21 protein-coding genes are annotated in these 24,154 nt (G+C 66.4%); 14 read left to right on the plus strand and 7 right to left on the minus strand.

Features of this window, described 5'->3' with window-relative positions; genetic code table 11:
* Positions 1-338: 338 nt before the first annotated feature.
* On the minus strand, positions 339-1,190 hold the full coding sequence (locus ACXJMY_RS20655; RefSeq protein WP_456621188.1) for a hypothetical protein: 852 nt from the start codon (positions 1,188-1,190) through the stop codon (positions 339-341).
* On the opposite strand from ACXJMY_RS20655, the gene ACXJMY_RS20660 reads away from it, so the two are divergent.
* A complete protein-coding gene (locus tag ACXJMY_RS20660; RefSeq protein WP_456621189.1) occupies positions 1,152-3,530 on the plus strand; it encodes an Rne/Rng family ribonuclease in 2,379 nt (792 codons plus the stop codon). The two genes, ACXJMY_RS20655 and ACXJMY_RS20660, sit on opposite strands and share 39 nt — an antisense overlap.
* A 63-nt stretch (positions 3,531-3,593) precedes the next feature.
* Here ACXJMY_RS20660 and ACXJMY_RS20665 read toward each other — a convergent pair whose 3' ends face one another.
* Positions 3,594-4,274 carry a helix-turn-helix domain-containing protein gene (locus ACXJMY_RS20665; protein ID WP_456621190.1) on the minus strand — a complete coding sequence of 227 codons (681 nt, stop codon included), beginning with the start codon at positions 4,272-4,274 and terminating at the stop codon, positions 3,594-3,596.
* Between the two features lie 210 nt (positions 4,275-4,484).
* On the opposite strand from ACXJMY_RS20665, the gene ACXJMY_RS20670 reads away from it, so the two are divergent.
* The 3 genes from ACXJMY_RS20670 to ACXJMY_RS20680 are packed head-to-tail and all read left to right on the plus strand — an operon-like array spanning position 4,485 to position 7,487.
* Positions 4,485-5,981 carry an amidase gene (locus tag ACXJMY_RS20670; RefSeq protein WP_456621191.1) on the plus strand — a complete coding sequence of 499 codons (1,497 nt, stop codon included), beginning with the start codon at positions 4,485-4,487 and terminating at the stop codon, positions 5,979-5,981.
* A gap of 53 nt (positions 5,982-6,034) precedes the next feature.
* Positions 6,035-6,238, plus strand: coding sequence for a hypothetical protein (locus ACXJMY_RS20675; RefSeq protein WP_456621192.1), 204 nt, complete (start codon positions 6,035-6,037; stop codon positions 6,236-6,238).
* 16 nt (positions 6,239-6,254) lie between these two features.
* On the plus strand, positions 6,255-7,487 hold the full coding sequence (locus tag ACXJMY_RS20680; protein ID WP_456621193.1) for an NAD(P)/FAD-dependent oxidoreductase: 1,233 nt from the start codon (positions 6,255-6,257) through the stop codon (positions 7,485-7,487).
* On the opposite strand, the gene ACXJMY_RS20685 is transcribed toward ACXJMY_RS20680, so the two are convergent.
* On the minus strand, positions 7,484-9,568 hold the full coding sequence (locus ACXJMY_RS20685; protein WP_456621194.1) for a tetratricopeptide repeat protein: 2,085 nt from the start codon (positions 9,566-9,568) through the stop codon (positions 7,484-7,486). The two genes, ACXJMY_RS20680 and ACXJMY_RS20685, sit on opposite strands and share 4 nt — an antisense overlap.
* A gap of 56 nt (positions 9,569-9,624) precedes the next feature.
* Complete coding sequence (locus tag ACXJMY_RS20690; RefSeq protein WP_456621195.1) at positions 9,625-10,461, minus strand: helix-turn-helix transcriptional regulator; 837 nt, start codon at positions 10,459-10,461, stop codon at positions 9,625-9,627.
* 102 nt (positions 10,462-10,563) lie between these two features.
* Here ACXJMY_RS20690 and ACXJMY_RS20695 point away from each other — a divergent pair, with 102 nt between their 5' ends.
* Positions 10,564-11,448: an SDR family oxidoreductase gene (locus tag ACXJMY_RS20695; protein ID WP_456621196.1), complete on the plus strand. Its 885-nt coding sequence runs from the start codon at positions 10,564-10,566 to the stop codon at positions 11,446-11,448.
* Between the two features lie 33 nt (positions 11,449-11,481).
* Here ACXJMY_RS20695 and ACXJMY_RS20700 read toward each other — a convergent pair whose 3' ends face one another.
* The 3 genes from ACXJMY_RS20700 to ACXJMY_RS20710 form a co-directional block, all read right to left on the minus strand.
* Complete coding sequence (locus ACXJMY_RS20700) at positions 11,482-12,816, minus strand: dicarboxylate/amino acid:cation symporter (RefSeq protein ID WP_456621197.1); 1,335 nt, start codon at positions 12,814-12,816, stop codon at positions 11,482-11,484.
* Positions 12,817-12,900: 84 nt separating this feature from the next.
* Positions 12,901-13,449, minus strand: coding sequence for a biotin transporter BioY (locus ACXJMY_RS20705; protein ID WP_456621221.1), 549 nt, complete (start codon positions 13,447-13,449; stop codon positions 12,901-12,903).
* Positions 13,450-13,540: 91 nt separating this feature from the next.
* Positions 13,541-14,728, minus strand: coding sequence for a pyridoxal phosphate-dependent aminotransferase (locus tag ACXJMY_RS20710; RefSeq protein WP_456621198.1), 1,188 nt, complete (start codon positions 14,726-14,728; stop codon positions 13,541-13,543).
* Between the two features lie 191 nt (positions 14,729-14,919).
* On the opposite strand from ACXJMY_RS20710, the gene ACXJMY_RS20715 reads away from it, so the two are divergent.
* From ACXJMY_RS20715 to ACXJMY_RS20755, 9 genes are all read left to right on the plus strand, one after another.
* Entirely contained in the window at positions 14,920-16,323 is a 1,404-nt protein-coding gene (locus ACXJMY_RS20715) for a M48 family metalloprotease (protein WP_456621199.1), read from the plus strand.
* A 105-nt stretch (positions 16,324-16,428) separates the two neighbouring features.
* The gene (locus tag ACXJMY_RS20720; RefSeq protein WP_456621200.1) at positions 16,429-17,196 is read left to right on the plus strand and encodes a DsbA family protein; all 768 of its coding nucleotides are present in this window, start codon (positions 16,429-16,431) and stop codon (positions 17,194-17,196) included.
* Positions 17,197-17,418: 222 nt separating this feature from the next.
* Positions 17,419-18,258, plus strand: a complete 840-nt coding sequence (locus ACXJMY_RS20725; protein ID WP_456621201.1) for a DUF1236 domain-containing protein — start codon at positions 17,419-17,421, stop codon at positions 18,256-18,258.
* Between the two features lie 227 nt (positions 18,259-18,485).
* Positions 18,486-18,953: a type II 3-dehydroquinate dehydratase gene (gene aroQ / locus ACXJMY_RS20730; RefSeq protein WP_456621202.1), complete on the plus strand. Its 468-nt coding sequence runs from the start codon at positions 18,486-18,488 to the stop codon at positions 18,951-18,953.
* 37 nt (positions 18,954-18,990) lie between these two features.
* Entirely contained in the window at positions 18,991-19,476 is a 486-nt protein-coding gene (accB, locus tag ACXJMY_RS20735) for an acetyl-CoA carboxylase biotin carboxyl carrier protein (protein ID WP_456621203.1), read from the plus strand.
* A 59-nt stretch (positions 19,477-19,535) separates the two neighbouring features.
* Positions 19,536-20,894: an acetyl-CoA carboxylase biotin carboxylase subunit gene (accC, locus tag ACXJMY_RS20740; protein ID WP_456621204.1), complete on the plus strand. Its 1,359-nt coding sequence runs from the start codon at positions 19,536-19,538 to the stop codon at positions 20,892-20,894.
* Positions 20,895-20,999: 105 nt separating this feature from the next.
* Positions 21,000-22,526: a sensor histidine kinase gene (locus ACXJMY_RS20745; RefSeq protein ID WP_456621205.1), complete on the plus strand. Its 1,527-nt coding sequence runs from the start codon at positions 21,000-21,002 to the stop codon at positions 22,524-22,526.
* The gene (locus ACXJMY_RS20750) at positions 22,523-22,963 is read left to right on the plus strand and encodes a response regulator (RefSeq protein ID WP_456621206.1); all 441 of its coding nucleotides are present in this window, start codon (positions 22,523-22,525) and stop codon (positions 22,961-22,963) included. The genes ACXJMY_RS20745 and ACXJMY_RS20750 overlap by 4 nt, the downstream gene beginning before the upstream one ends.
* The gene (locus ACXJMY_RS20755) at positions 22,960-24,105 is read left to right on the plus strand and encodes a sensor histidine kinase (RefSeq protein WP_456621207.1); all 1,146 of its coding nucleotides are present in this window, start codon (positions 22,960-22,962) and stop codon (positions 24,103-24,105) included. Before ACXJMY_RS20750 ends, ACXJMY_RS20755 begins: the two co-directional genes overlap by 4 nt.
* Positions 24,106-24,154 lie beyond the last annotated feature (49 nt).

Consider the following 24,154-nt stretch of genomic DNA (forward strand, 5'->3'; position numbering starts at 1 on the left):
GATCGGGTCAAGCCCCGGCGGCAGACGGTCCCCGGTTACCCCTGTGTTTCCGGGACAGTTCTGACAGCGACGTGGCCCGTTACCCGATCCCTTAATCCCAAGGGGGCGGTTCGATCTTCAGGGCGAGCGCTTCCGCGCCACGCCTGGCCAGCAGCAACTGATTGAGGGGCGGCCTCGCCGCCCAATGTTTCATACGGGCCGACGCTTGATGCGCCAGACTGTGCCGACGAATTCTGAAGGATCATTCGCGACGCTGCGGAGTGAAACTCCCGCGCGCCGCCTTGGTCCTCCGGCTTCCGGTTCGGCAAGGCGCGAGAGACGGTGTTTCGGCCTTCCCCTCACCCCCGAATCAGGTGGACCGTCGCGTCACCCGGCAGCGCACATCGCGCCCACGGTGAATCGCGCCCGCCGCCGCCAAGAGTTAAGACATGCCCAACAAGATGTTGATCGATGCCACCCACCCGGAAGAGACCCGGGTCGTCGTGGTCCGCGGCAATCGCGTCGAAGAGTTTGATTTCGAGACTGCGCAACGCAAGCAACTGCGCGGGAATATCTACCTCGCCAAGGTCACCCGGGTGGAGCCTTCGCTCCAGGCCGCCTTCGTCGAATACGGCGGCAACCGCCACGGCTTTCTCGCCTTCAGCGAAATCCATCCCGATTACTACCAGATCCCGGTCGCCGACCGGCAGGCGCTGATCGAGGCCGAAGAACAGGCCCATCGCGAAGCTGAGGAAGAGAGCGAGAACCGCTCTCACGGCCGCCGCCGCTCGCGCCACCGCAATGCCCGCCGCCGCGGTCATGGCGAACGCGTCCGCAGCGATATCGTCGAAGGCGCCGATCCCGCCGCCCAGATGGCCAATGGCGAGGCCCGGCCCGAGCACGCCGAGGGCGCACCGCATGAGGGCGAGCATCTGCACGCCGATGCCGAGCATCACGGCGAGCACGAAGCCCATCATCACGACCATGATCACGACGATCACGGGCACGACGAGCATGGGCACGACGATCATCATCACGCCCATGATGACGATCACGATCACGATCATGATCACCATGGCCATGACGGCGGGCACGACCATCACGACCATGATCACGCCGGCGAGACGCCCGCGCCTGTCGCAGCCGTTGGTGCCGAACCCGCGACCGAGGCCGTGACCTGGCCGCAGGAGGCCGCCGCCGCCGAAGCGCACGCTGAAGCTCTCGCCGAAGCCGTGACGGCCGCCGCTGAACCGGCCGATGCCGTCTACGCTGCCGGCGAAAGCTCTGAGGCTCCGCATCACGAATCCGAAGCGAGGGCCGAGGACGAGGACGACGACGAGGATGAAGACGGCGAGGAAGCCGAAGAGGAAGTCGTCGAATCCGTCGGCGGCGACGACGTGATGGAGGAGGTGCCGGAGCGCACCTTCCGTCCGCGCCGCCAGTACAAGATCCAGGAAGTCATCAAGCGCCGCCAAGTGATGCTGGTGCAGGTCGTCAAGGAAGAGCGCGGCAACAAGGGCGCGGCGCTGACGACCTATCTCTCGCTCGCCGGCCGTTACGCCGTGTTGATGCCGAACACCGCGCGCGGCGGCGGCATCAGCCGCAAGATCACCAGCGCGCAGGACCGTTCGCGCCTGAAGGAAGTGGTGCAGGATCTCGACGTGCCCGAGGGCATGGGCATCATCCTGCGCACCGCCGGTGCCGCCCGCACCAAGCCCGAGATCAAGCGCGACTTCGAATATCTGATCCGGATGTGGGAGACGGTGCGCGACCTCACGCTGAAGTCGCAGGCCCCGACCCTGGTCTATGAAGAAGGCTCGCTGATCAAGCGCTCGCTGCGCGACCTCTACAACAAGGAGATCGACGAGATCTCGGTCGCCGGTGAATCCGGCTACCGCGAAGCACGCGATTTCATGAAGATGCTGATGCCCGCCAATGTGAGCGCGGTGAAGCAGTATCGCGACGGCCAGCCGCTGTTCTCGCGGATGGGGGTCGAAAGCCAGCTCGATGCGATGTTCTCGCCGACCGTGCAGTTGCGTTCCGGCGGCTACATCGTGATCAACCAGACCGAGGCGCTGGTCTCGATCGACGTCAACTCCGGCCGCTCGACCCGCGAGCACCACATCGAGGACACCGCGCTCAAGACCAATCTGGAAGCGGCCGAAGAGGTCGCCCGCCAGCTCCGTCTGCGCGACCTCGCCGGCCTGATCGTCATCGACTTCATCGACATGGACGAGAAGCGCAACAACCGCGCGGTCGAGCGAAAGCTGTCCGACTGCCTGAGGCAGGACCGCGCCCGTATCCAGGTCGGCCGCATCTCGCATTTCGGCCTCTTGGAAATGTCGCGCCAGCGCATCCGCGCCAGCGTGCTGGAATCCTCGACCGATCCCTGCCCGCATTGCGGCGGCACCGGCCATGTGCGCTCGGTGTCCTCGGTTGCGCTCCAGCTGCTGCGCGGCCTGGAAGAGATCCTGATGAAGGGCGCGACCCACAACCTCGTGGTCCGCACCCGCACCGACGTCGCGCTCTATGTGCTGAACCACAAGCGCGGTCATCTGCGCGACCTCGAAAACGGCTTCAAGGTCACGTTGGCTGTCATCGCCGACCCCAGCGTCAGCGGACCGCAGGCCTATCTCATCGACCGCGGCGAGCAGGTGCATACGCTCGAGGCCGCCAAGGCGTTGCTCGCGGCGCAGGCCGCGGCAAGCCCGCCACCCGCGGTTGAAGAGGCCTATGACGACGAGGAGTTCGATTCCGAACTCGAATCCGAGATCGAGACCGAGGAGACCGAAGGTCTCGCCGAGGAACAGACCGCTGGCGAAGCAACGCCCGAGCAGGACGGTCAGCGCCGCAAGCGACGTCGGCGTCGGCGCGGCCGCGGCGGCCAGCGCGACGGCGAGTTGCGCGAGGATGGCGCGCCCATGCTTGCGGAGGCGGCCGTGGCGGCCGGCGAAGGCGACGAGGATGCCGAGTCCGAGCAGGACGGCGAGGAAGGCGAGGACCAGGCGGGTCAGGCCCGTGGCGAGCAGCAGGGCGGCGGCGAGCGCCGTCGCCGGCGTGGTCGCAGGGGCGGACGCCGTCGGCGCGGTGGTGGCGAGGAAGGTCTCGCCGGCTCCATCGGCGACGAGCTCGGCGGCAATCCGCCGTCGGAGGCGACCGACGCGGTTGCCGATTTCGACGGATCGAACGGCGAGACTGCGCCCTCGATCGCGCATTCGGAGCACGTCAACGCTGTTGAGCCGCAGGTGACCCAGCCTGAGCCGCGCGCCGAGTTGCAGGCCGAAATTCCGGCCCGGCTCGAGCCTGCTCCCGCGGTCGCCGAGGAAGAGCCCGCATCCGACGACAAGGCGGCCGCGCGCCGCCGCTCCACCGTCCGGGAGAAGGTGAGCTTCCTGTCGAGCAGCCAGCCCGAGCCCGCCGCACCCGTTGCGCAGGCGTCAGAGCCGGTTGCCGCGCCGGCTCCGGAGCCCGCGCCGCAGGAGACAAGCGAAACGCCGGCCGCACCGCGTCGCGCCGGCTGGTGGTCGCGCCGCTTCGGCGGCGGCGAATAAGACGAACAACCAACGCGAACGCCCGGCCTGGCCGGGCGTTTTTCGTTTCAATGAGCGACAACGCTATTGCGGCGGCTCGCCATCACCCGGCGCCGCCACGTCGCGCGAGGCGATCTGGCGGAGCTGATCGTAGAGATCGGGCGCCTCGCTGGTACAGAGACAGACGCCCGTGGCGGACGACGCATCGCCGGCGTTGAGGTAGGCGTGGCCCATGGTGCTGTCGAGATAGATGCCGTCGCCCTCGCCAAGGATCTCCGGCGCGTAGAACTCGGTGTGGACGGCAACGCGTCCGCTCGTCACCAGGAAATACTCCTCGCCGGCATGGCGCAGCAGCGGGCCGAACTCGTCCAGCGAGCGCGCGCGGACCTCGGCCATGATCGGCACCATGCGTTTGCCGATCAGGTCCGTGCATTGATAAGTGTAGGTGTAGAATTTCGTGGTGATCACCTGGCCCTGCCCGGCCCGGCTGATGCTGCGCCGCGCGGTCACCGGCCGCCCCTGCGCAGGCGCCGCGATCGCCGGATTGAACAGCTCGGCGATCTCCATCTTCAGGCCCGAGGTGAGCTGCAACAGCTTGTCGTAGGTCAGCGACATCAGGCCGTTCTCGACCTTCGACAGGGTCGAGAGCGCCATGCCTGTCCGCTCCGCCACCTGCTTGAGCGTCAGGCCGCGCGCCTGGCGGGCAGCCTTGAGGCAGTGGCCGAGCTGGGAATTGGCTCCTTCGGGCGTCGCGATCTCGCTCATGCAGCTTCTCTACCACCCCGTCGGGAAAAAATGTTGGCCGATCCATCTAATCTTTTCGGGTGATTCCGCCCCTAAGAGACCCCGTTTGGTCCTCCGACGGGCAAATCAGCCAGGATTTGTGCACGAAACGGCGCGATTTGACGAATATTGATGCGCCATGCACACTTTCCGATATGCTAAATCGTTTTCACAATTTGAAAGGGATGGGCGTTGTCAGGACTTTGCGATTCCAGTGCCGTTGACCTGCGCCGCCTGCTGGCCGCGCGGGCGATCTCGCCCGTCGAGCTGCTCGACGCCTGCCTGTCCCGCATCGCCACTGTCAATCCAGCCGTCAACGCGGTCGTCACGCTGGACGAGCCGGGCGCGCGCGCTGCGGCGAAGGCGGCCGAGGCCGCCATCCTGCGCGGCGAGGATCGTGGCGCGCTGCACGGGCTCCCCGTTCTGATCAAGGACACGCAGGACACCGCCGGGCTGCGCAGCACTTATGGCAGTCCCCTGTTGCGCGACAACGTACCGGCCGCCGACCAGGCTTCGGTGGCGCGGCTGCGCGCCGCCGGCGCCATCATCTTCGGCAAGACCAACACCCCGGAATGGGCGGCGGGCGGCAACACCCGCAACCCCGTGTTCGGCGCGACCGGCAATCCCTTCGATCCCATGAAGTCGGCGGCCGGCTCCTCGGGCGGCTCTGCGGTGGCGCTGGCCTGCGGCATGGCCCCGCTCGCCTCGGGCTCGGACACCGGCGGGTCCTTGCGCAATCCGGCCGGCTATGCCGGCATCGTCGGCATGCGTCCCTCCTCCGGCCTCGTGGCCAGTGAAAAGCGCGCCTTCGGCTGGTCCAATCTGTCGACCGACGGACCGATGGCGCGCAACGTCGCCGACACGGCTCTGATGCTGTCGGTGATGGCGAGCGACGACGCCCGCGATCCGCTGGCCTATACGCTGCCGGGCGAGCCGTTGCGCGGACGCGCCGAGCGCTGGGCCCCGCCGCATCCCGCGGAGCTTGGCAAGCTGCGCGTCGCCTTCACCGAGGATTTCGGCTTCGCACCGACCGAGCAACTCATCCGCCGCGTGTTCCGCGATCGCATGACGAAGCTCGCACCGCTCGTAGCGGAATGCCGCGAGGCGACGCCGGACTGCACCGGGGCCGACGACGCCTTCGCGGTGCTGCGGGCCGCCTTGTTCATGGCGATGCACGGCAAGAACTACAAGGAGCGTCCCGAGATGCTCGGCCCCAATGTGCGGGCCAATGTCGAGGAAGGCCTGAGCTACACGCTCGAGGACTACGCCCGCGCCGCGACGACGCAGACGCGGATCTATCGCGCATTCCAGACCTTCTTCAGCCAGTGCGACGTGCTGATCAGCCCGACCATTACGCTGAGCCCGCGGCCCTGGTCCGAGCTCTATCCGGCCGAGATCGACGGCGCGCCGACAAAATCCTACTTCCACTGGCTCGCGCTCGCCTATGCCGTCACCCTCGCCGGCCATCCCGCGATCAGCCTGCCCGTCGGCGTCGACGAAGCCGGCATGCCCTTCGGCCTCCAGATCGTGGGTCCGCGCGGCGGCGACGCCATCGTGCTCTCGGTTGCCGCGAGCCTCGAGGCTGCGTTTGCGGGCGAACCACAATTATGCCGGCCGTTGCCCGACCTGGCGCGGCTTGCCGTGGCGCCGCCGCTGTCGGCGGCAGCGGACTTCCTCACCTGGGAATAGGCCAACACGAGAGCCAGCAGTGCCGCCGGATCGCCGGTGAACCGGAGATGAGCATGACTGATTTGTCCACCGGCAGCTCCGCATTGACCGGCATCTTCCTCTACGTCATGTACAAGTCGGAGACGCTCACGGTGCTGATCGTCTATCAATCGCTGGTCTACTTCTTCAAATCCATCGTGGCGATGACCGCGATGTCGGTCGTCGTCGCCGCGACGATCAATACCGCACAGGCCAAGCTCGCGCCGAGCCCGGCCTGACAGGAGATCCTTCCCGATGCAAAGCGCAATCGTTCTCGGCGGTGGCATGGTGGGGGTGGGCGCCGCGCTGCATCTCCAGCGCCGCGGCTGGTCGGTCACCCTCGTCGACCGCAGGGAGCCCGGCCGCGAGACCAGCTACGGCAATGCCGGCATGATCCAGGCGGAGGCGGTGCGGCCCTATCCGATGCCGCGCGACCTCGCCTCGCTCCTGAAGATCGCGACCGGCCGCACCAACGACGTGCGCTACAGCCTTTCATCCCTCCATCTCCACGTCGAGCCACTGCTGCGCTATTGGTGGCACTCGGCGCCGAAGCGGCATCGCGAAGCGATCGAAGCCTGGGCGCGGCTGATCGCCTATGCGACGCCCGAGCACGACATCCTCATCCGCGAGGCCCACGCCGACAATCTGATCCGGCGCGCCGGCTATCGGGCGCTGTTTCGCGACGCCGCGTCGATGGATCTGTCGATCAAGGCCGCGGAGGAAGACCAGCGCGAATTCGGCGTGAACTTTCGCGTACTGTCGGGCAGCGAGCTCGCCAAGGCCGAACCGATCCTGCGCGACGATCTTCCCGGCGCCATCCACTGGCTCGACACCTGGACCGTGTCAGATCCAGGTGCGCTGGTCACGGCCTATGCCGAATTGTTCGAGCGTTTAGGCGGCTCGATTGTGCTCGGTGATGCCCAAAGCTTGCAGCAGACCGCAACCGGCTGGTCGGTCAACACCGACCAGGGTCGCATCGATGCCGCCAACGCCGTCGTCACGCTCGGGCCGTGGTCGCCGGATCTGTTGCACAAGTTCGGCTATCGCATTCCGCTGGTGCGCAAGCGCGGCTACCACATGCATTACAGCGGTGGCGCGTCGCTCGATCTGCCGCTGGTCGACAAGGGCAACGGCTACGCCATGGGCCCGATGGCCAAGGGCATCCGCATCACCACCGGCGCCGAGCTGACTGGCCCTGACGCGCTCGCAACGCCGGTGCAGCTCGCCAGTGCCGAAGCCTCCGCCCGCGAGTTGATTGATCTCGGCAAGCGCGCCGAGCCCGACCCGTGGTTCGGCACCCGCCCCTGCACGCCAGATATGCTGCCGGTGCTCGGCCGTGCCCCGCGCCACCCCGGCCTCTGGATGAACTTTGGCCACGGCCACCAGGGCTTTACGCTGGGCCCGGCGACGGGACGTCTGCTCGCCGAGATGATGAGCGGCGAGACGCCGTCGATCGATCCGGCACCATACCGGCCGGAGCGGTTCTAGCCCTCGGCTTTCGCGGCGAGGACCGCGAGCGCGGCCGACAGGCGCATCAGGGGGGCATCCCATTCCCGCGGCCTGCGCTGGCGGAACAGTCGCATGGTCGGATACCAGGGACTGTCCTCGCGATCGCGCAGCCAGCGCCAGTCGAGCGCGTAAGGCGTGAGCATCCACACCGGACGGCCGAGCGCGCCGGCGAGATGGGCGACCGACGTGTCGACGGCAACGACGAGATCGAGCGCCGCGACGGCTGCTGCCGTATCGGAAAAATCGCCGAGCGCTGGCGCCAGATCGATGATCTCGTCGCCGAGCGCCGCAAGCACCGGACCATCGTCTGGCCGCGGCTCCTTTTGCAGGCTGTAGAGCTGGACGCCCGGCATGACGAGGCGCGGCAGCACGGCCTCGGCCGATAGCGACCGCTGCCGGTCGCCCTTGTGCCCGGCATTGCCGGCCCAGACCACACCGACCTTCAATGCCGTCACGCCATCGAGCGCGGCACGCCAGCGCGACAGTTTCGCGGGATCGGGATGCAGATAGGGAATGTCGGCGGGAATGCCGTCCAGCGTGGTGCCGAACAGTCGCGGCAGGCTCATCAGCGGCAGTTGCAGGTCGAACGGCGGCAGCAGTTCGCCGCGCGGGATCACGATGACATCTGATAGCTGTCGCAGCAGCGAGGCGAGCGCGGGCTGAACCTGCAGGATGATCCTGCCTCCTCTCGCGGCCACCATCGGCAGATAACGCACGAAGTGCAGGGCATCGCCGAGCCCGTATTCGGCGAACAGCAGCAATGTGCGGCCGTCGAGCGGCTCGCCCTGCCACTCCGGCTGGCTGAAGGTCGGATCGCCGTCCGACAGCGTCTTGCATCTGCGCCGCCACCGATAGGCTTCGAAGCCGTTGCCGAAGTCGCCGTTCAGCAGCAGGAAATGCGCGTGATTGTACTGCGCCAGCGGCTGGTCCGGAGCGAGCGCGACGGCTTGACGCGAGACCGCGAGCGCTTCGTCGATCTCGCCGGCGTTGCGCAGTGCGACCGCGAGATTGGCGTGGCCCTTGGCATAGAAGGGATCGGCCACGACCGCGCAGCGGTGCGCGGCAACCGCGTCCTCGGCGCGATCCTGCTTCTCGAAGATGATGCCGAGATTGGTCCAGGCCGGCGCATGATCGGGCTTGAGCAGCAGCGCGTGCTCGCAGGCCGCGATGGCGTCGTCGAGCGTGCCGAGCTCGGAGAGACAGGCGCCGAGATTGCTCGCGATCACATGATCCGCCGGATCGCGCGCAAATGTCCGCCGGTAGATCGAGGCCGCCTCGCGCAGATGACCGGCCTCGTGCAGAACCAGGCCGAGCAGGCGCAGCCCCGCGACGTTGTCCGGCGCAACCGCAATCGCGCGGCGATACTGCGCGATCGCGTCCTCGAGCAGCCCCTGGCGATAGAGCGCAGCGCCGAGATTGCACAGCAGCCCGGGATCATCGGGATCGGCGTCGAGGGCGCGACGATAGGCGGCCTCGGCCTCGGCGAGCCTGTTCTGGTCCGCAAGAACGTTGCCGAGATTGAGCCAGACGCCGCGATAGGCCGGCTCCCGCGCAATCACCGCCCGATAGGCCTCTTCCGCCTCGGTCAGTCGCCCCTGCTCCGCGAGCGCGACGGCGAGGTTGAAGCCGGCTCGCGTCAGATGCGCATCGAGCGCGAGCGCGCAGCGATAGGCCGCCTCGGCCTCGTCGAAGCGCGCGAGCTCGCCAAAAGCCACGCCAAGCTTGTTGTGCAGGCCGGCATCGTCCGGCCGCCGGCGAAGAGCGCGCTGGAATGCCGCCACCGCGCCCTCGTGCTCGCCCTTCACCGCAAGCGCGTCGCCCAACGTGACCAGCGCCGGCGCATGGTCGGGGTCGATGTTGAAGACGCGGTCGAGCAGCGCAGCACCCTCGGTCGCGCGGTCGGTGACGAAGGCGGCGACGGCGGCAAGATGCAGCGCCGGCACATGATCCGGCGCCGCCTTCAGCACCTCCGCGCAGAGCGCGTCGGCCTCGTCAGGCTGCCCCGCCGCAAAATGCTCCGCCGCCTGCAACACAATCCGGTCGACTGCCGCCTTGCCCACGATGCCCGCCCTTTCGAAGTCAGATGCGGGTTAAACGCGCGAGCTGGCAAATTCCGTCAGTCGGCCCGTTCGGCCAGCAGCTGCCTGATGCGGTCGGCATCTTCAGGCGTCGCCGGATTGTAGACGATCATGCTGAGATCGGAGCGGCCCTCGACATTGAAGCTCGAATATTCGAACGACATGGTGCCGTGGACGGGATGCCGCAGCCGCTTGGTGCCGTCGCCATGATGGCGCACGTCGTTGTCGCGCCAGAGCGCCGCGAACTCAGGACTGGTGCGGCACAGCTCGTCGACGAAATCGGCGACATGCGAGACCGCGCCCGCGCGGGCGGCGTCCGCCCTGAAAGCGGCCACCACGAAGCGCGCCACGCTGTCCCAGTCATATTGCGCGGCGCGCACGCGCGGATCGCAGAAGATGAAGCGCAGGATGTTGCGCTGTCCCGGCGGGATCGCGCCATAGTCCGTGAGCACGGCGGTCGCGGCTCGATTCCAGGCGACGACATCCCAGGTCGCGGTCCGCACCAAAGCCGGGCTGAATGCGAGCGCATCGAGCACGCGCTGGAGTCGCGGCGAAACGCCTTCGGCGGCCCGATAGCGCACCTCGGGCGGGCGGCCGAGGCCAATCAGGAACAGATGCTCGCGCTCGACATCGGTCAGCATCAGGGCGCGGGCGATACGGTCGAGCACGTCGGCTGATGGCGCGCCGCCGCGGCCCTGCTCCAGCCAGGTGTACCAGGTCGAACTGATATTGGCGCGTTGCGCCACCTCCTCACGCCGCAGCCCGGGCGTGCGCCTGCGGCTGCCGCTGAGGCCGAACGCAGCGGCGTCCAGCCGGGTGCGGCGATCCCTGAGATAGGCCCCGAGCAGGTTTTCGGCCGAAGCGGTTTCGCTCATCCTGTTAGCTGTTATACCCCGATAAGGTCACTACTTTACCCGGATAATCCTAGCGCAGATGGTCCTCTCCACCAACCCTCTTCCGATCCCTGGAGACTGCTTATGCGTGTATTCGTCACTGGCGCCACCGGCTTCGTCGGCTCCGCCGTCGTTCGGGAGCTGATCGCCGCCGGCCACAGCGTTACCGGTCTTGCCCGGACCGATGCCGGCGCGGCCGCCCTCACCGCGATGGGCGCGGCGGTCCATCGCGGCTCGCTGGAGGACCACGCCTCCCTGCGCAGCGGTGCGGCCGCCTCCGATGGCGTGCTACACCTCGCCTTCAACCACGATTTCTCGAAATTCGCCGACAATTGCGAGCTCGACCGCCGCGCCATCCTCGCGCTCGGCGAGGAGCTGAAGGGCTCCGAGCGTCCGCTCATCGTCACGTCGGGCGTGGCATTGCTTGCGCCCGGGCGGCTCGCGACCGAGGACGATGCGGCGGCCCGCCACTTTCCGCGCGTCTCGGAAGCGACCGCCGAAGATCTCAGGGAGCGCGGCGTCCGCGCCGGCATCGTGCGGCTGCCGCCCACGACCCATGGCGAAGGCGACCACGGCTTCGTGCCGCGCCTGATTGCGATCGCCCGCGAAAAGGGAGCCGCAGCCTATATCGGCGAGGGCAACAACCGCTGGCCGGCCGTTCACCGTTTCGACGCCGCGCGCGTCTATCGGCTTGCGCTCGAGCAAGGCGCGTCCGCCGGGCGCTATCACGCCATCGCCGAGGAAGGCGTCCCCTTCAAGACGATTGCGGAAGTGATCGGCAAGAGAGCGGCCGTGCCCGTGGTCTCGAAATCGGCCGACGAAGCCGAGTCCCATTTTGGCTGGTTCGCGCGATTTGCCGCCATCGACGTTCCCACATCGAGCGCGAAAACGCGCGCCCTGCTCGGCTGGGCACCAAAAGAAAAAGGGCTGATCGAGGATCTCGACCAGCCCTGTTACTTCAAGACCTGACGGCGCATTGCGCCGCCGCAGGCAATTGGCGGATCAGTCCGTCGTGATCGCCGTTTCCATGTCGGTCGGATCGATCTGCTGGTTCAGCCGCGCGTTGAGCTTGTCGCGGTCGAGCTCACCCTCCCACCAGGCGACGATCACGCACGCGACGCCGTTGCCGCACAGATTGGTCAGCGCGCGGCATTCGCTCATGAACTTGTCGATGCCGAGCACGATCGCCATGCCCGGCACGAGGCGCGGATCGACCACGGCCAGCGTCGCGGCCAGCGTGATGAAGCCCGCGCCGGTGATGCCGGAAGCGCCCTTCGACGTCAGCATGGCCACGACCAGGATGGTCAACTGCTGGCCGAAGCTGAGATCGAAGCCCAGCGCCTGCGCGATGAACAGCGTCGCCAGCGTCATATAGATGTTGGTGCCGTCGAGGTTGAACGAATAACCCGTTGGCACCACGAGGCCGACCACCGACTTGGAGCAGCCGAGCCGCTCCAGCTTTTCCATCAGGGACGGCAGCGCGCTTTCCGAGGACGAGGTGCCGAGCACGATCAGGAGCTCGTCCTTGATATAGGCCAGGAACTTGAAGATCGAGAACCCCGCGATACGCGCGATGACGCCGAGCACGACGAACACGAACAGCGCCGCGGTGACGTAGAACGTGGCGATCAGCCCGACCAAATTGAGGATCGCACCGGTGCCGAACTTGCCGATCGTATAGGCCATCGCGCCGAACGCGCCGATCGGTGCCGCGCGCATCACGATGGAGATGACGCCGAACACCGCATGCGCGGCGTCATCGATGAAGCTGCGGATGGTGTGGCCGCGCTCGCCGAGGCTCATGATCGCGAAGCCGAACAGCACCGAGAACAGCAGCACCTGCAGGATCTCGCCCTGCGCGAACGCACCAACCACGGTGTCCGGAATGATGTGCAGCACGAAGTCGACGGACTTCTGACCGGCGGCCTGCTTGGCGTAATTTGCAACGGCCGCCTCGTTTGCCGCCGCATTGCCGAAGCCCGCGCCCGGCCTCACCAAATTGCCGATGACGAGACCGATCACCAGGGCGAAGGTCGAGACGACCTCGAAATAGACCAGCGCCTTGACGCCGATGCGGCCGACCTTCTTGGCATCCTGGATATGGGCGATGCCCGAAACCACCGTGCAGAAGATGATCGGTGCGATCACCATCTTGATCAGCTTGATGAAGCCGTCGCCGAGCGCCTTGATCCATTCGTTGGTGGCGAACGACGGCCACAACCAGCCGACGATGGCGCCGAGCAGAATCGCGATCAGCACCTGGACGTAGAGAACCTTGTACCACGGCTTGGCGGCGGTCGGCGCGACCGGCGCCCCCGCCATCGTTGTCGTCGTCATCGTTTCACTCCCCCTCAAACTCCGGGGCCAGCCAAGATCAACTTGGCCGGCCCTGTCAATTGGAACTGATCGTTATTGCGCGCTTTACCGGCGGTCGATGATCCGGCGTGCCGCCGGCATCAGTGCGGCGCCGAGCGCGTTCTTGACCAGAGACGCCGCGATGAATGGCGCGACGCCGACCTGCCAGGCCTTGGCAGCACCAAGGCCGAAGGCCAGCCAGCCGAACCCGGCGGCGAAAATGGCGATATGGCCGACGGCCATGGCCGCGAACAGCAGGACCACGCTGCGATCCCAGCCGCGCTCGGCGAGCCAGCCGGTGATGAAGGCCGCCGCAATGAAGCCGAACAGATAACCGGCGGTCGGGCCAACCAGCGGCGCAAGTCCGCCGACCGGGCCGGCGAACACCGGCAGCCCCATCGCGCCTTCGGCGAGATAGGCGATCATGGTTGCGCTGCCAAGCCGCCAGCCATAGGCCGCGCCGATCATCAGCACGACCAGGCTCTGCAGGGTCATGGGCACGTAAGGCAGCGGCAGGCTCACCTTGGCCGACAGCGCCATCAAGGCGGTGCCGAGCGCGACCAGCACGACCGCGCGCAAGCTGCCGACGGTTTCGCCCGGCCGGGTCGGCCACATGACAGCGGCGAGAGGAAGTTGCGGCGCAGCAGTGGATGGGATGGATCTGTCAGACAAGATGAACTCCGGAAGGCTGTTCGGAAACTGGCGGCTATTTAAGCCAGTGAGCGATCCGGTCAACTGCCTCCCGCATCTCATCAGCCGAACGTGCGTAGGACAGTCGTATGAACGAGCGGCCATGGATGGGATCGAAATCGAGACCCGGCGTGGCCGCGACACGGGCCTGTTCCAGCATCTGCTTGGCGAAGTCGAGACTGTCCGACGTGAAATCCGAGACGTCGGCATAGAGGTAGAAGGCGCCGTCGGCAGGCAGAAACCTCGTCAGCCCGGCCCTGGGCAGTCCCTCGATCAGGATGCGGCGGTTTTCCTGATAACCGTGCTTGATCTCCTCCATCTCGGCCGCGCCGTCAAACGCAGCTTCGGCCGCGATCTGCGACAGCGACGGCACCGAGATCGACAGGTTCTGCTGGAGCCGCTCGATCGGCCGCACCAGCACGTCCGGCACGACCATCCAGCCGACGCGCCAGCCCGTCATGCAGAAATACTTCGAGAACGAGTTGATCACGAGTGCGTGCTGCGACAGCGCGGCTGCCGTCACGGCCGGAAACGCATAGTCGAGCCCGTGATAGATCTCGTCCGAAATGAAGCGGATGCCGGCGTCTTCCGCCGCCGCGATCAGGCTGGAGAGCGCCTCCCTCGACATCATCGTTCCCGTCGGATTGGCGGGACTGCCGACCAGCACACCCTTCAGCGGCGCCTTGCGGTGGGCGGCGAGCAGCGCCTCGCCGGTGAGCGCATGGCGCGTCTCGTCGGAGGTCTCGATCAGCACCGGCTCGCAGCCGAGCGCGGTGAGGATATGGCGGTACGGCGGATAGCCCGGCACTGTCACGGCGACGCGATCGCCGGGTTCGAACATCGCCAGGAACGCCAGGATGAAGCCGCCGGACGAGCCCGTCGTCACCACGATCCGCTCGGGGCTGACGGCGCAGCCATAGGCATCGCGATAATGCCGCGCGATGCGCTCGCGGAGCGAGGGGATGCCGAGCGCGGAGGTGTAATCGATCCGCCCGGCTTCGAGCGCGGCATGGGCGGCCGCGATCGCGGTCTTGGGCGCGGACGCGGAGGGCTGGCCGACCTCCATATGAATGACATGGCCGCCGGAGGCCTCGATTCGGGCCGCAGCCGCCATCACGTCCATCACCATGAACGGGGGAACATCGCTGCGGCGGGACGGCTCGAGCCACTGCCCCACCCGGTTCCTCAATGTCGCATCGTGCATCGATTTCTGCTATTTCGCTGGCGGACCGGTCCGTTCGGTCCGGAAAACCGGGCACTTGCGCCCCAGACTGGCCGCATTGTACGGCTCATAAGGGCATATCGCGTATCCGGTCCGCCGCCAATCGCCAAAACCAATCACGAAACTGCTTGACCAAGACCACTTGACCGAGCCCGTTTGACCCAGACCGCTTGATGTTGCTCCAGATCGCATTGCGCAAGAAGGCCTCCGCCCTCACCGCCCTCGTCACGGCTGCGGCGATCGCGCTGTTGCCGCTCCCGGCGGCACAGGCGCAGCAGAAGGGCCCGCCAATCCTGCGCGACACCGAGACCGAGCAGCTCCTGCGCGAATACACGCGCCCGATCCTGCGCGTCGCCGGTCTGGAGAAGCAGAACATCCAGATGGTGATCATCAACGAAGCGTCGTTCAACGCCTTCGTCGCCGACGGTCGCCGCATCTTCGTCAATTACGGCGCGATCCTGCAATCGGAGACGCCGAACCAGATCATCGGCGTGCTCGCGCACGAGACCGGGCATCTGGCCGGCGGGCATCTGTCCAAGCTGCGCGAGCAGCTCGCCAATGCCCAGACCCAGATGATCATCGCGATGCTGCTCGGCGCCGGCGCGATCGCGGTCGGCAGCACCCGCGGCAGCAGCAGCGCCGGCAACAACGGGCTTGCCAATGCCGGCGCCGCCGCGATCGCCGGACCGCAGGAGATGATCCGCCGTACGCTGCTGTCCTACCAGCGCCAGCAGGAAGAGAACGCCGACCGCGCCGGCGTGAAATTCCTGACCGCGACCCAGCAGTCGCCGAAGGGCATGTACGAGACCTTCAAGCGCTTCACCAGCGAGAGCCTGTTCGCCGCGCGTGGCGCCGATCCCTATCTCCAGTCGCATCCGATGCCCGCCGAGCGCGTCGCAGCGCTCCAGGAATTCGCCAGCTCCAGCCCCTATTGGGACAAGAAGGACGATCCCGCGCTCCAGCTCCGCCACGACATGGTGCGCGCCAAGATCTCGGCCTTCATGGAACGGCCGGAGACGGTGTACCGCCGCTATCCGCAGTCGAACGACAGCCTGCCGGCGCGTTACGCCCGCGCCATCAGCACCTATCTCCACGGCGATTTGCGTAGCGCGCTCGCCCAGATCGACGCCCTGATCCAGGTCCAGCCGAACAATGCGTATTTCTACGAGGTGCGCGGCCAGGCCCTGCTGGAAAGCGGCAAGCCCGCCGAGGCGATCCCGGCCCTGCGCAAGGCTGTCGCGCTGTCGAACAATTCACCCCTCATCGAGATGTTACTTGGGCAGGCTCTGGTTGGAACCGATAATAAGGCCTACACGGACGATGCCGTTCGGATTCTCCGCGCCGCAGTGGTACGGGAGCCCGAGGCTGTCCTCGGCTATACCCAGCTCGCGATGGCCTATGGCCGGAAGGGCGACTATGCCGAGGCCGATCTGGCGTCGGCGCAGGCCGCTTACTTGCGCGGCGACAACAAGACCGCCCGCGAGCTCGCCACGCGCGCGAAAACCCGTTTCGCCGTCGGCACGCCCGGATGGGTCAAGGCCGACGACATCGTGGCGGCCAAGCCGTCGCGCAACTAGAACGACGCCTGACACGACAACCGCAGACACCACGACGTCACGACACAGAGCTTCAAGCCCGGCGGGACGTTTTCCGAAACCTGCTTTCGACAAGAGGATTTGCCAATGCCTTCGCTGCGCCTGCTTGCTCCCGCGCTGTTTGCGCTCGCCATGTTCGGCGCAGCCGCGCCCGCGTCGGCCGACAGCTTCTCCGATGTCCAGCGCACCGATATCGAGGCGATCGTCAAGAACTACCTCGTCAGCCATCCCGAGGTGCTCGAGGAGGCCATGGCCGAGCTCAGCAAGCGCCAGGCCGCGGCCGAGACGCAGAAGCACGAAGCCAGCATCAGCCAGAACGCCGACGCGATCTTCAACTCGCCGCGCCAGGTCGTGCTCGGCAACAAGGATGGCGACGTCACCTTCGTCGAGTTCTTCGATTACAATTGCGGCTACTGCAAGCGCGCGATGACGGACATGCTCGATCTCATGAAGGCCGATCCGAAGCTGAAGGTCGTGCTGAAGGAATTTCCGGTGCTGAGCCAGGGCTCGGTCGAAGCGGCGCAGGTCGCGGTCGCCGTGCGCATGCAGGATCCCACCGGCAAGAAATATCTCGACTTCCACCAGAAGCTGCTCGGCGGCCGCGGCGCCGCCGACAAGGCGCGCGCGCTTCAGGCGGCCAAGGAAGCCGGCCTCGACACCGCGAAGATCGAGAAGGACCTCGCCAGTCCCGAGGTGCGCGCCACCATCGAGGAAAACTTCAAGCTCGCGGAAGCGATGGGCATGAACGGCACGCCGAGCTACGTGATCGGCAAGCAGATCGTGATCGGCGCCGTCGGCGTGGAAGGCCTCAAGGAGAAGATCGGCGTCGCCCGCTGCGGCAAGGCGACCTGCTGATCGCGCCTTTCACAACTTCACTCACAAGCGAGGCCGGCTGAAAAGCCGGCCTTTTCGTTTGCGCATGGGCGCCGTTGCGATCGTGTCGCAATCGCGGCGCCCGCGTTCATCTGGCGTTCAACAAACAAAAGCCGTGGAACCACCGAAGTTCCGGAACAACCGATATCTCCTTTCGTTGTTGGCGCGGGCAATGACGCAAATAAACACGTGAGGAGAAATTCAATGTCTAACCGCTTTATGATCTCGGTTGCCGCGCTCGCGCTCGTCGCAGGCACCGGACTGGCGAACGCACAGGGCACCATGAACCGCGACAGCGGCGGCGCCGGCGCGCAGCCTGCGCAGCAAACACAGCCGTCGGGCGGTGCGGCCGAGCACGGCACCATGGGCAAGGACTCCGTGACGAAGGAAAAGGGCACCGTCGGTCAGGCTGGCGGCGCCAGCGCCACGAAGCCGGGTGCGGCCGCGGAAGACAAGTCGTCCGGGGCGATGAAGGACGAGCGCCCGGGCGGCGCGATGCACAAGAACGCCGCCGAGGACAAGGCCGGCGCGACCAAGGGCCAGCGCACCGACGAACGCGCGCAGGGTCAGATGGACAAGTCGCAGCAGGACAAGTCCAAGAGCATGAGCCAGGATACGACCAAGTCCGGCGCCAAGGACCACAAGGACATGAAGGCTGAGGACAACAAGGCCGGCACGTCCACCAAGAGCAACGCCGAGAACCGCCCGGGCTCGGGCACCTCGACCGACATGAAGGCCGAAGGCAAGAGCTCGACCTCGACGACGGTCGGCCAGGCCGGCGCCGGCGCCAAGCTCTCGACCGAGCAACGGACCCAGATCACGTCCGTCATCCGCGAGGAACGCGTGGCGCCCGTGACCAACGTGAACTTCGCGATCTCGGTCGGCACCCGGGTGCCGCGCGAGGGCATCGAGCTGCACGCCCTGCCGTCACGTGTTGTGACGATCTATCCGGAGTGGCGTAGCTACCGCTACGTGCTGGTCCGCGAGCAGATCGTGATCATCGACCCCAACACCTACGAGATCGTCGCCATCCTCGATGTCTGAGGCTCCGGGACGTTAACCTCTGAGGGGCGGGCAGCGATGCCCGCCCCTTTGCGTTCGGTGGCAGCCATGCTTTGGACTGGTTAACAAGCAATTTCCGTGGTTTCCGCACAGGTTTTTGCGCACTGGATGAGGTGCCTGAAGCGACCCGGGAGGCCCTTCAAGGCTTCCCCTAAGCCGCTTTGTTACCTATAACCCCCGCCACGCCGAAACACCTCTCCGGGATAGGAATGGCTGAACCAGCGACCGACACGATCCTCCTTCTGAACGGGCCGAACCTCAACATGTTGGGGACGCGGGAGCCGGAGAAGTATGGCCACGCCACGCTGGCCGACGTCGAGAAGCTGTGCCGGGAGACGGCGGCGCAGTTCGGCCTCAAGGCCGACTGCCGGCAGTCCAACCGCGAAGGCGAGCTGATCGACTTCATCCACGAGGCGCATGCCCGCAAGATGAAGGGCATCATCATCAACGCCGGCGGCTATTCGCACACCTCGATCGCGCTGCACGACGCCCTGCTCGCGGTGCAGATTCCGACGGTCGAGGTGCACGTGACCAACATCCACGCCCGCGAGAGTTTCCGTCACCACTCCTACACCGCGCGCGCGGCCTTCGCCTCGCTGTGCGGCTTCGGCATCGAAGGCTACCGCCTCGCCATCCTGGGCCTTGCCGTCAAGCTCGGCATCAAGCCCAAGGCCTGACGCTCCCTCATCACACAGAACATTCGGATCAAGCAACATGGCGCGCCAGCCAGACGACAAAGCAGCCGCAAAATTCTCCAGCGACGATTCCGCCCTCATCCGCGAACTCGCGCTGCTGCTCGATGAGACCAGCCTCACCGAGATCGAGATCGAACGTGCGGGCCTGCGCCTGCGCGTCGCCCGCAACATCAGCGTTGCCGCGACCATGCCCGTTCCGATGTCGCATGCGGGCCACGCGCCGGTCGCCGTTGCGGCGGCTGCACCTGCGGCCGCGGACATGTCCAAGCATCCGGGCGCCGTGACCTCGCCGATGGTGGGCACCGCCTATTGGGCGCCGGAGCCCGGCGCAAAACCGTTCATCGAGGTCGGCAGCAAGGTCTCGGTCGGCCAGACGCTGCTCATCATCGAAGCGATGAAGACCATGAACCAGATCCCCTCGCCGCGCGCCGGCACCGTGACGCAGATCCTGGTCGAGGACGGCCAGCCCGTCGAGTTCGGCGAGCCGCTCGTCATCATTGAGTAACGGCCGCGGGCGGCCTTCCGCCCTCGCCGCGTTTCGCGCGCCAGTCCCTTAAGGACATCATGTTCGACAAGATCCTCATAGCCAATCGCGGCGAGATCGCCCTTCGCATCCTGCGGGCCTGCAAGGAGCTCGGGATCGCGACCGTCGCCGTGCACTCCACCGCCGACGCCGACGCCATGCATGTGCGCCTGTCGGACGAGAGCGTGTGCATCGGGCCGCCGCCGTCCAAGGACAGCTATCTCAACGTGCCCGCGCTGCTCGCCGCCTGCGAGATCACCGGCGCGGATGCGGTGCATCCCGGCTACGGCTTCCTGTCGGAGAACGCCCGCTTCGCGGAAATCCTGTCCGAGCACAATCTGCATTTCATCGGCCCCAAGGCCGAGCACATCCGCCTGATGGGCGACAAGATCGAGGCCAAGAAGACCGCCAAGCGTCTCGGCATCCCGGTCGTGCCCGGCTCCGACGGCGGCGTCGGCCCCGAGGACGACGCGATGGCGATCGCGAAGGAGATCGGCTTTCCCGTGCTGGTGAAGGCGGCGGCGGGTGGCGGCGGCCGCGGCATGAAGGTCGCCCAAAGCGAGGCCGATCTGGCGGTGGCGCTGCAGACCGCTGCCAACGAGGCCAAATCCGCCTTCGGCGACGCATCGGTCTACCTGGAGAAATACCTCCAGAAGCCACGCCACATCGAGATCCAGATCCTCGGCGACGGCCGCGGCGGCGCGATCCATCTCGGCGAACGCGACTGCTCGCTGCAGCGCCGTCACCAGAAGGTCTGGGAGGAAGGCCCCTCGCCCGTCCTCTCCGCTGCCGCGCGCGCCAAGATCGGCGAGACCTGCGCCAAGGCGATGCGCGAGATGAAATATCTCGGCGTCGGCACCATCGAATTCCTCTACGAGGACGGCGAGTTCTACTTCATCGAGATGAACACCCGCATCCAGGTCGAGCATCCCGTCACCGAGAGCATCACCGACATCGATCTCGTGCTGGAGCAGATCCGCATCGCCGCCGGCGGCGAGCTGCCTGCGAAGCAGAGCGAGGTCCAGATCATCGGCCACGCGATCGAGTGCCGCATCAATGCGGAGAACCCGCAGACCTTCCGCCCCTCGCCCGGCCGCATCTCGCAATACCACTCGCCCGGCGGGCTCGGCGTCCGGATCGATTCTGCGGTCTATCAGGGCTACACGATCCCGCCCTATTACGACTCGCTGGTCGGCAAGCTGATCGTGCACGGCAAGACCCGGGGCGAATGCCTGATGCGGTTGCGCCGCGCGCTCGACGAGATGGTGGTCGAAGGCATCGAGACCACCCTGCCGCTGTTCCGGGCGCTGGTCCGCGAGCCCGCCATCATCGACGGCGACTACCACATCCATTGGCTGGAACAGTATCTGGCCGGCCAGACGGAACCGGCCGCGAAATAGTCCCGCCTGCCATGGAACCCTTTGGACCCAATCGCGTTCTGGACGGTTGGGACAGTTCCAAGGGGGCGCTTTGAACTCCGCTGAACGTAACAAGGCGAGACCGTCGTGACGGCCGAGGCGCAGCGACGGCGCGCATTTTGGCAGATCCTGCTGTTCGCAGCCGGACTCGTTGTGCTGACCGCAATCAGTGCGGGCTCCGTCTACCTCGTCAACAAGGCACGCGACGACAACAAATGGGTGGTTCACACCATCGAGGCGGAGAACCAGATCAACGCGCTGCTGCTGGAAATCCGGCGCGCCGAGAGCGCCGCCCGTGGCTACCTCCTGACGCAAGGGACGGATTTCAAGGCCGACCATGAGAAGGCTGTGGCAGCGATCGTACCCGCGCTCGACCGGCTCACACGCCTGATCGGCGACAATCCGGCGCAACGGGCCAGCATCGAGAAGCTGAGCGCCGCGATCGAGACCCGGCTCGGCCAGTTTGCCCAGGAGCTGGATTTCATCGCCCAAGGTCATCCTGACAAGGCCGCCGCGCTGGTCCGCGAGATGGCCTCCACTGACACCACGGCCGCGATCGGCAGCGTCGCTGCTGCCATGATCCAGCAAGAGGAGCGCCTGTTCCGGCTCCGCACGGAAAACGCCGATCGCAGCCAGACGCTGGCGGCGTCGATGACGGGCATCGGCTCCGGGCTCGTGGTGCTGCTGTCACTGATCTCGATCTGGTTGGTGCGACGTTCAGCGCAGGGCCGTGACGAGGCCGAGACGCGCCTGCGCGACGCCTACGCGAATCTCGAGGCCGTGGTCGACGAGCGCACCGCGGACCTGCGCGAAGCCAACAACGAGATTCAGCGCTTTGCCTATATCGTGAGCCACGATCTGCGCTCGCCCCTCGTCAACATCATGGGCTTCACCAGCGAACTCGAAGAGCTCGGCGGCGACATCTTCCGCCGCATCGGCGGCCTCGCTCACGCCCCTGCCGATGGACCGCCGCTGGCGCACGGCGCCCCCGGCGAAATCGCGCTCGAAGGCACCGACAAGCAGCTTTCGGAGGAGTTTTCCGAGGCGCTCGGCTTCATCAAATCGTCGATCGGCAAGATGGACCGGCTGATCTCGGCGATCCTCAACCTCACCCGGGAGGGACGGCGCGAATTCCAGCCCGTGAAGATCGACACGCGGGAGTTGATCGAGACCATGGCGTCGACGCTGGCGCATCAGGCGGCCGAGGCGCAGGCCGAGATCCATGTCGAGCCCCTGCCGAACATCATCAGCGACCGCCTTGCGCTCGAGCAGATCTTCTCCAATCTGATCGACAACGCGCTCAAATATCTCAAGAACGGCGTCCCCGGCGAGATCAGAATCCGCGGGCGCACCAAGCTCGGCTACGCCATCTTCGAGATCAGCGATAACGGCCGCGGGATCGATCCGAAGGATCACCAGCGGATATTCGACTTGTTCCGCCGTGCCGGAACCCAGGACAAGCCCGGACAGGGCATAGGTCTTGCTCACGTGCGTGCACTTGTGCGCCGCCTCGGCGGCACCATGTCGGTATCGTCGGAACTGAACACAGGCAGTACATTCACGATCACGCTGCCTATCGCCTGGAACGCCAGCAACCGGAACGCGGATCAATGACCCAGCCTGTCACCATCATCATGATCGAGGACGACGAGGGGCACGCCCGCCTGATCGAGCGCAACATCCGCCGCTCCGGGGTCAACAACGAGATCGTGGCGTTCGCCAACGGCACCGACGCGATGAAGCATTTGTTCGGCGCCGACGGCAGCGGGCTGGCGCAGAAGGGCAACGCGCTCCTGATCCTGCTCGACCTCAACCTGCCCGACATGACCGGCATCGACATCCTGAAGCAGATCAAGGAGAACAAGTACCTGAAGGCGTCGCCCGTGGTGGTGCTGACCACCACCGACGATTCTCAGGAAATCAAGCGCTGCTACGAGCTCGGCTGCAACGTCTACATCACCAAGCCCGTCAATTACGAGAATTTCGCCAACGCAATCCGGCAGCTCGGGCTATTCTTCTCCGTCATCCAGGTCCCGCCCGCCGCCACATGAACCAGCGAACGCCAACCCTGCTCTATATCGACGACGACGACGCGCTGGCGCGCCTGGTCGAACGCGGCCTGACCCGCCGCGGCTACAAGGTCGTTCATGCCGCGAGCGGCGAGGAAGGCCTGGAACTGCTTCGCCGCGCGGATGCCCAAGACTCCGATGCACAAGACTCCGATGCACAAGACTCCACCGAAGGCTGCATCGACGTCGTGGCGCTCGACCAGTACATGCCCGGTCTCGACGGCCTCGAGACGCTCGAACAGATCATGGCGATCCCGGGCGCGCCTCCCGTGGTGTTCGTCACCGCGTCGCAGGATTCCAACATCGCGGTCACCGCGCTGAAGGCGGGCGCGGCGGATTATCTGGTCAAGGACGTCATGGGCGACTTCATCCCGCTCCTGCACGTCGCCGCCGACGGCGCGCTGCGCCAGGCCGAGTTGCAGAAGGCGCGTGAGGCCGCCGAAGCGGAAATCCATGCCTCGCGCGACCGCTACGCCGCCCTCGCGGCCGAGCGCGAACTGCTGCTGCGCGAGGTCAACCACCGCGTCGGCAATTCGCTCCAGATCATCGCCTCGCTCCTGCACTTGCAGGCGAGCTCCGCCGCACAGGAAGAGGTCAAGGCGGCGCTGACCAATGCGATGGGCCGCGTCGCCGCGGTCGCCCAGGTGCACCGCCGCCTCTACACCTCGCAGGATCTCAAGAGCGTGGTCCTGAACCAGTATCTGGACGCGCTGCTCGAGGACCTGCGCCGCTCGGCCGAAGGTAACCGGATGTCGCGCCTGACGCTGAAGGCGGAGCCGATCGAGATCGATCCGGACCGCGCCGTCGCCGTCGGCATCATCGTCAACGAGCTGGTCATGAACGCTGTGAAATACGCCTATCCCGACGGCGCGGGCCCGATCCATGTCGAGCTGACCTCGCAGGGCGAGGATCTCATGCTGGCGATCGCCGACGACGGCGTCGGCGACAACGTCAAGGCCGATCCGCGCTCCACCGGCATGGGTCAGCGCATCGTCGCGGCGATGGCCTCCAAGCTCGACGCCTCGGTCGAGCGCGATCCCGGCCATGCCGGAACCCGCATCCTGCTCAAGTTCCGCCGCGTGGTCCCGCCCCCCGGCAGGGCCAGCACCGCCGCGGCAAGCTGACCGGCGCGGCCTCGCCGGCCCATCGCAAGCGCGCCGCGATCCTGCTATT

This window comes from Bradyrhizobium sp. P5_C12 (assembly GCF_054049735.1).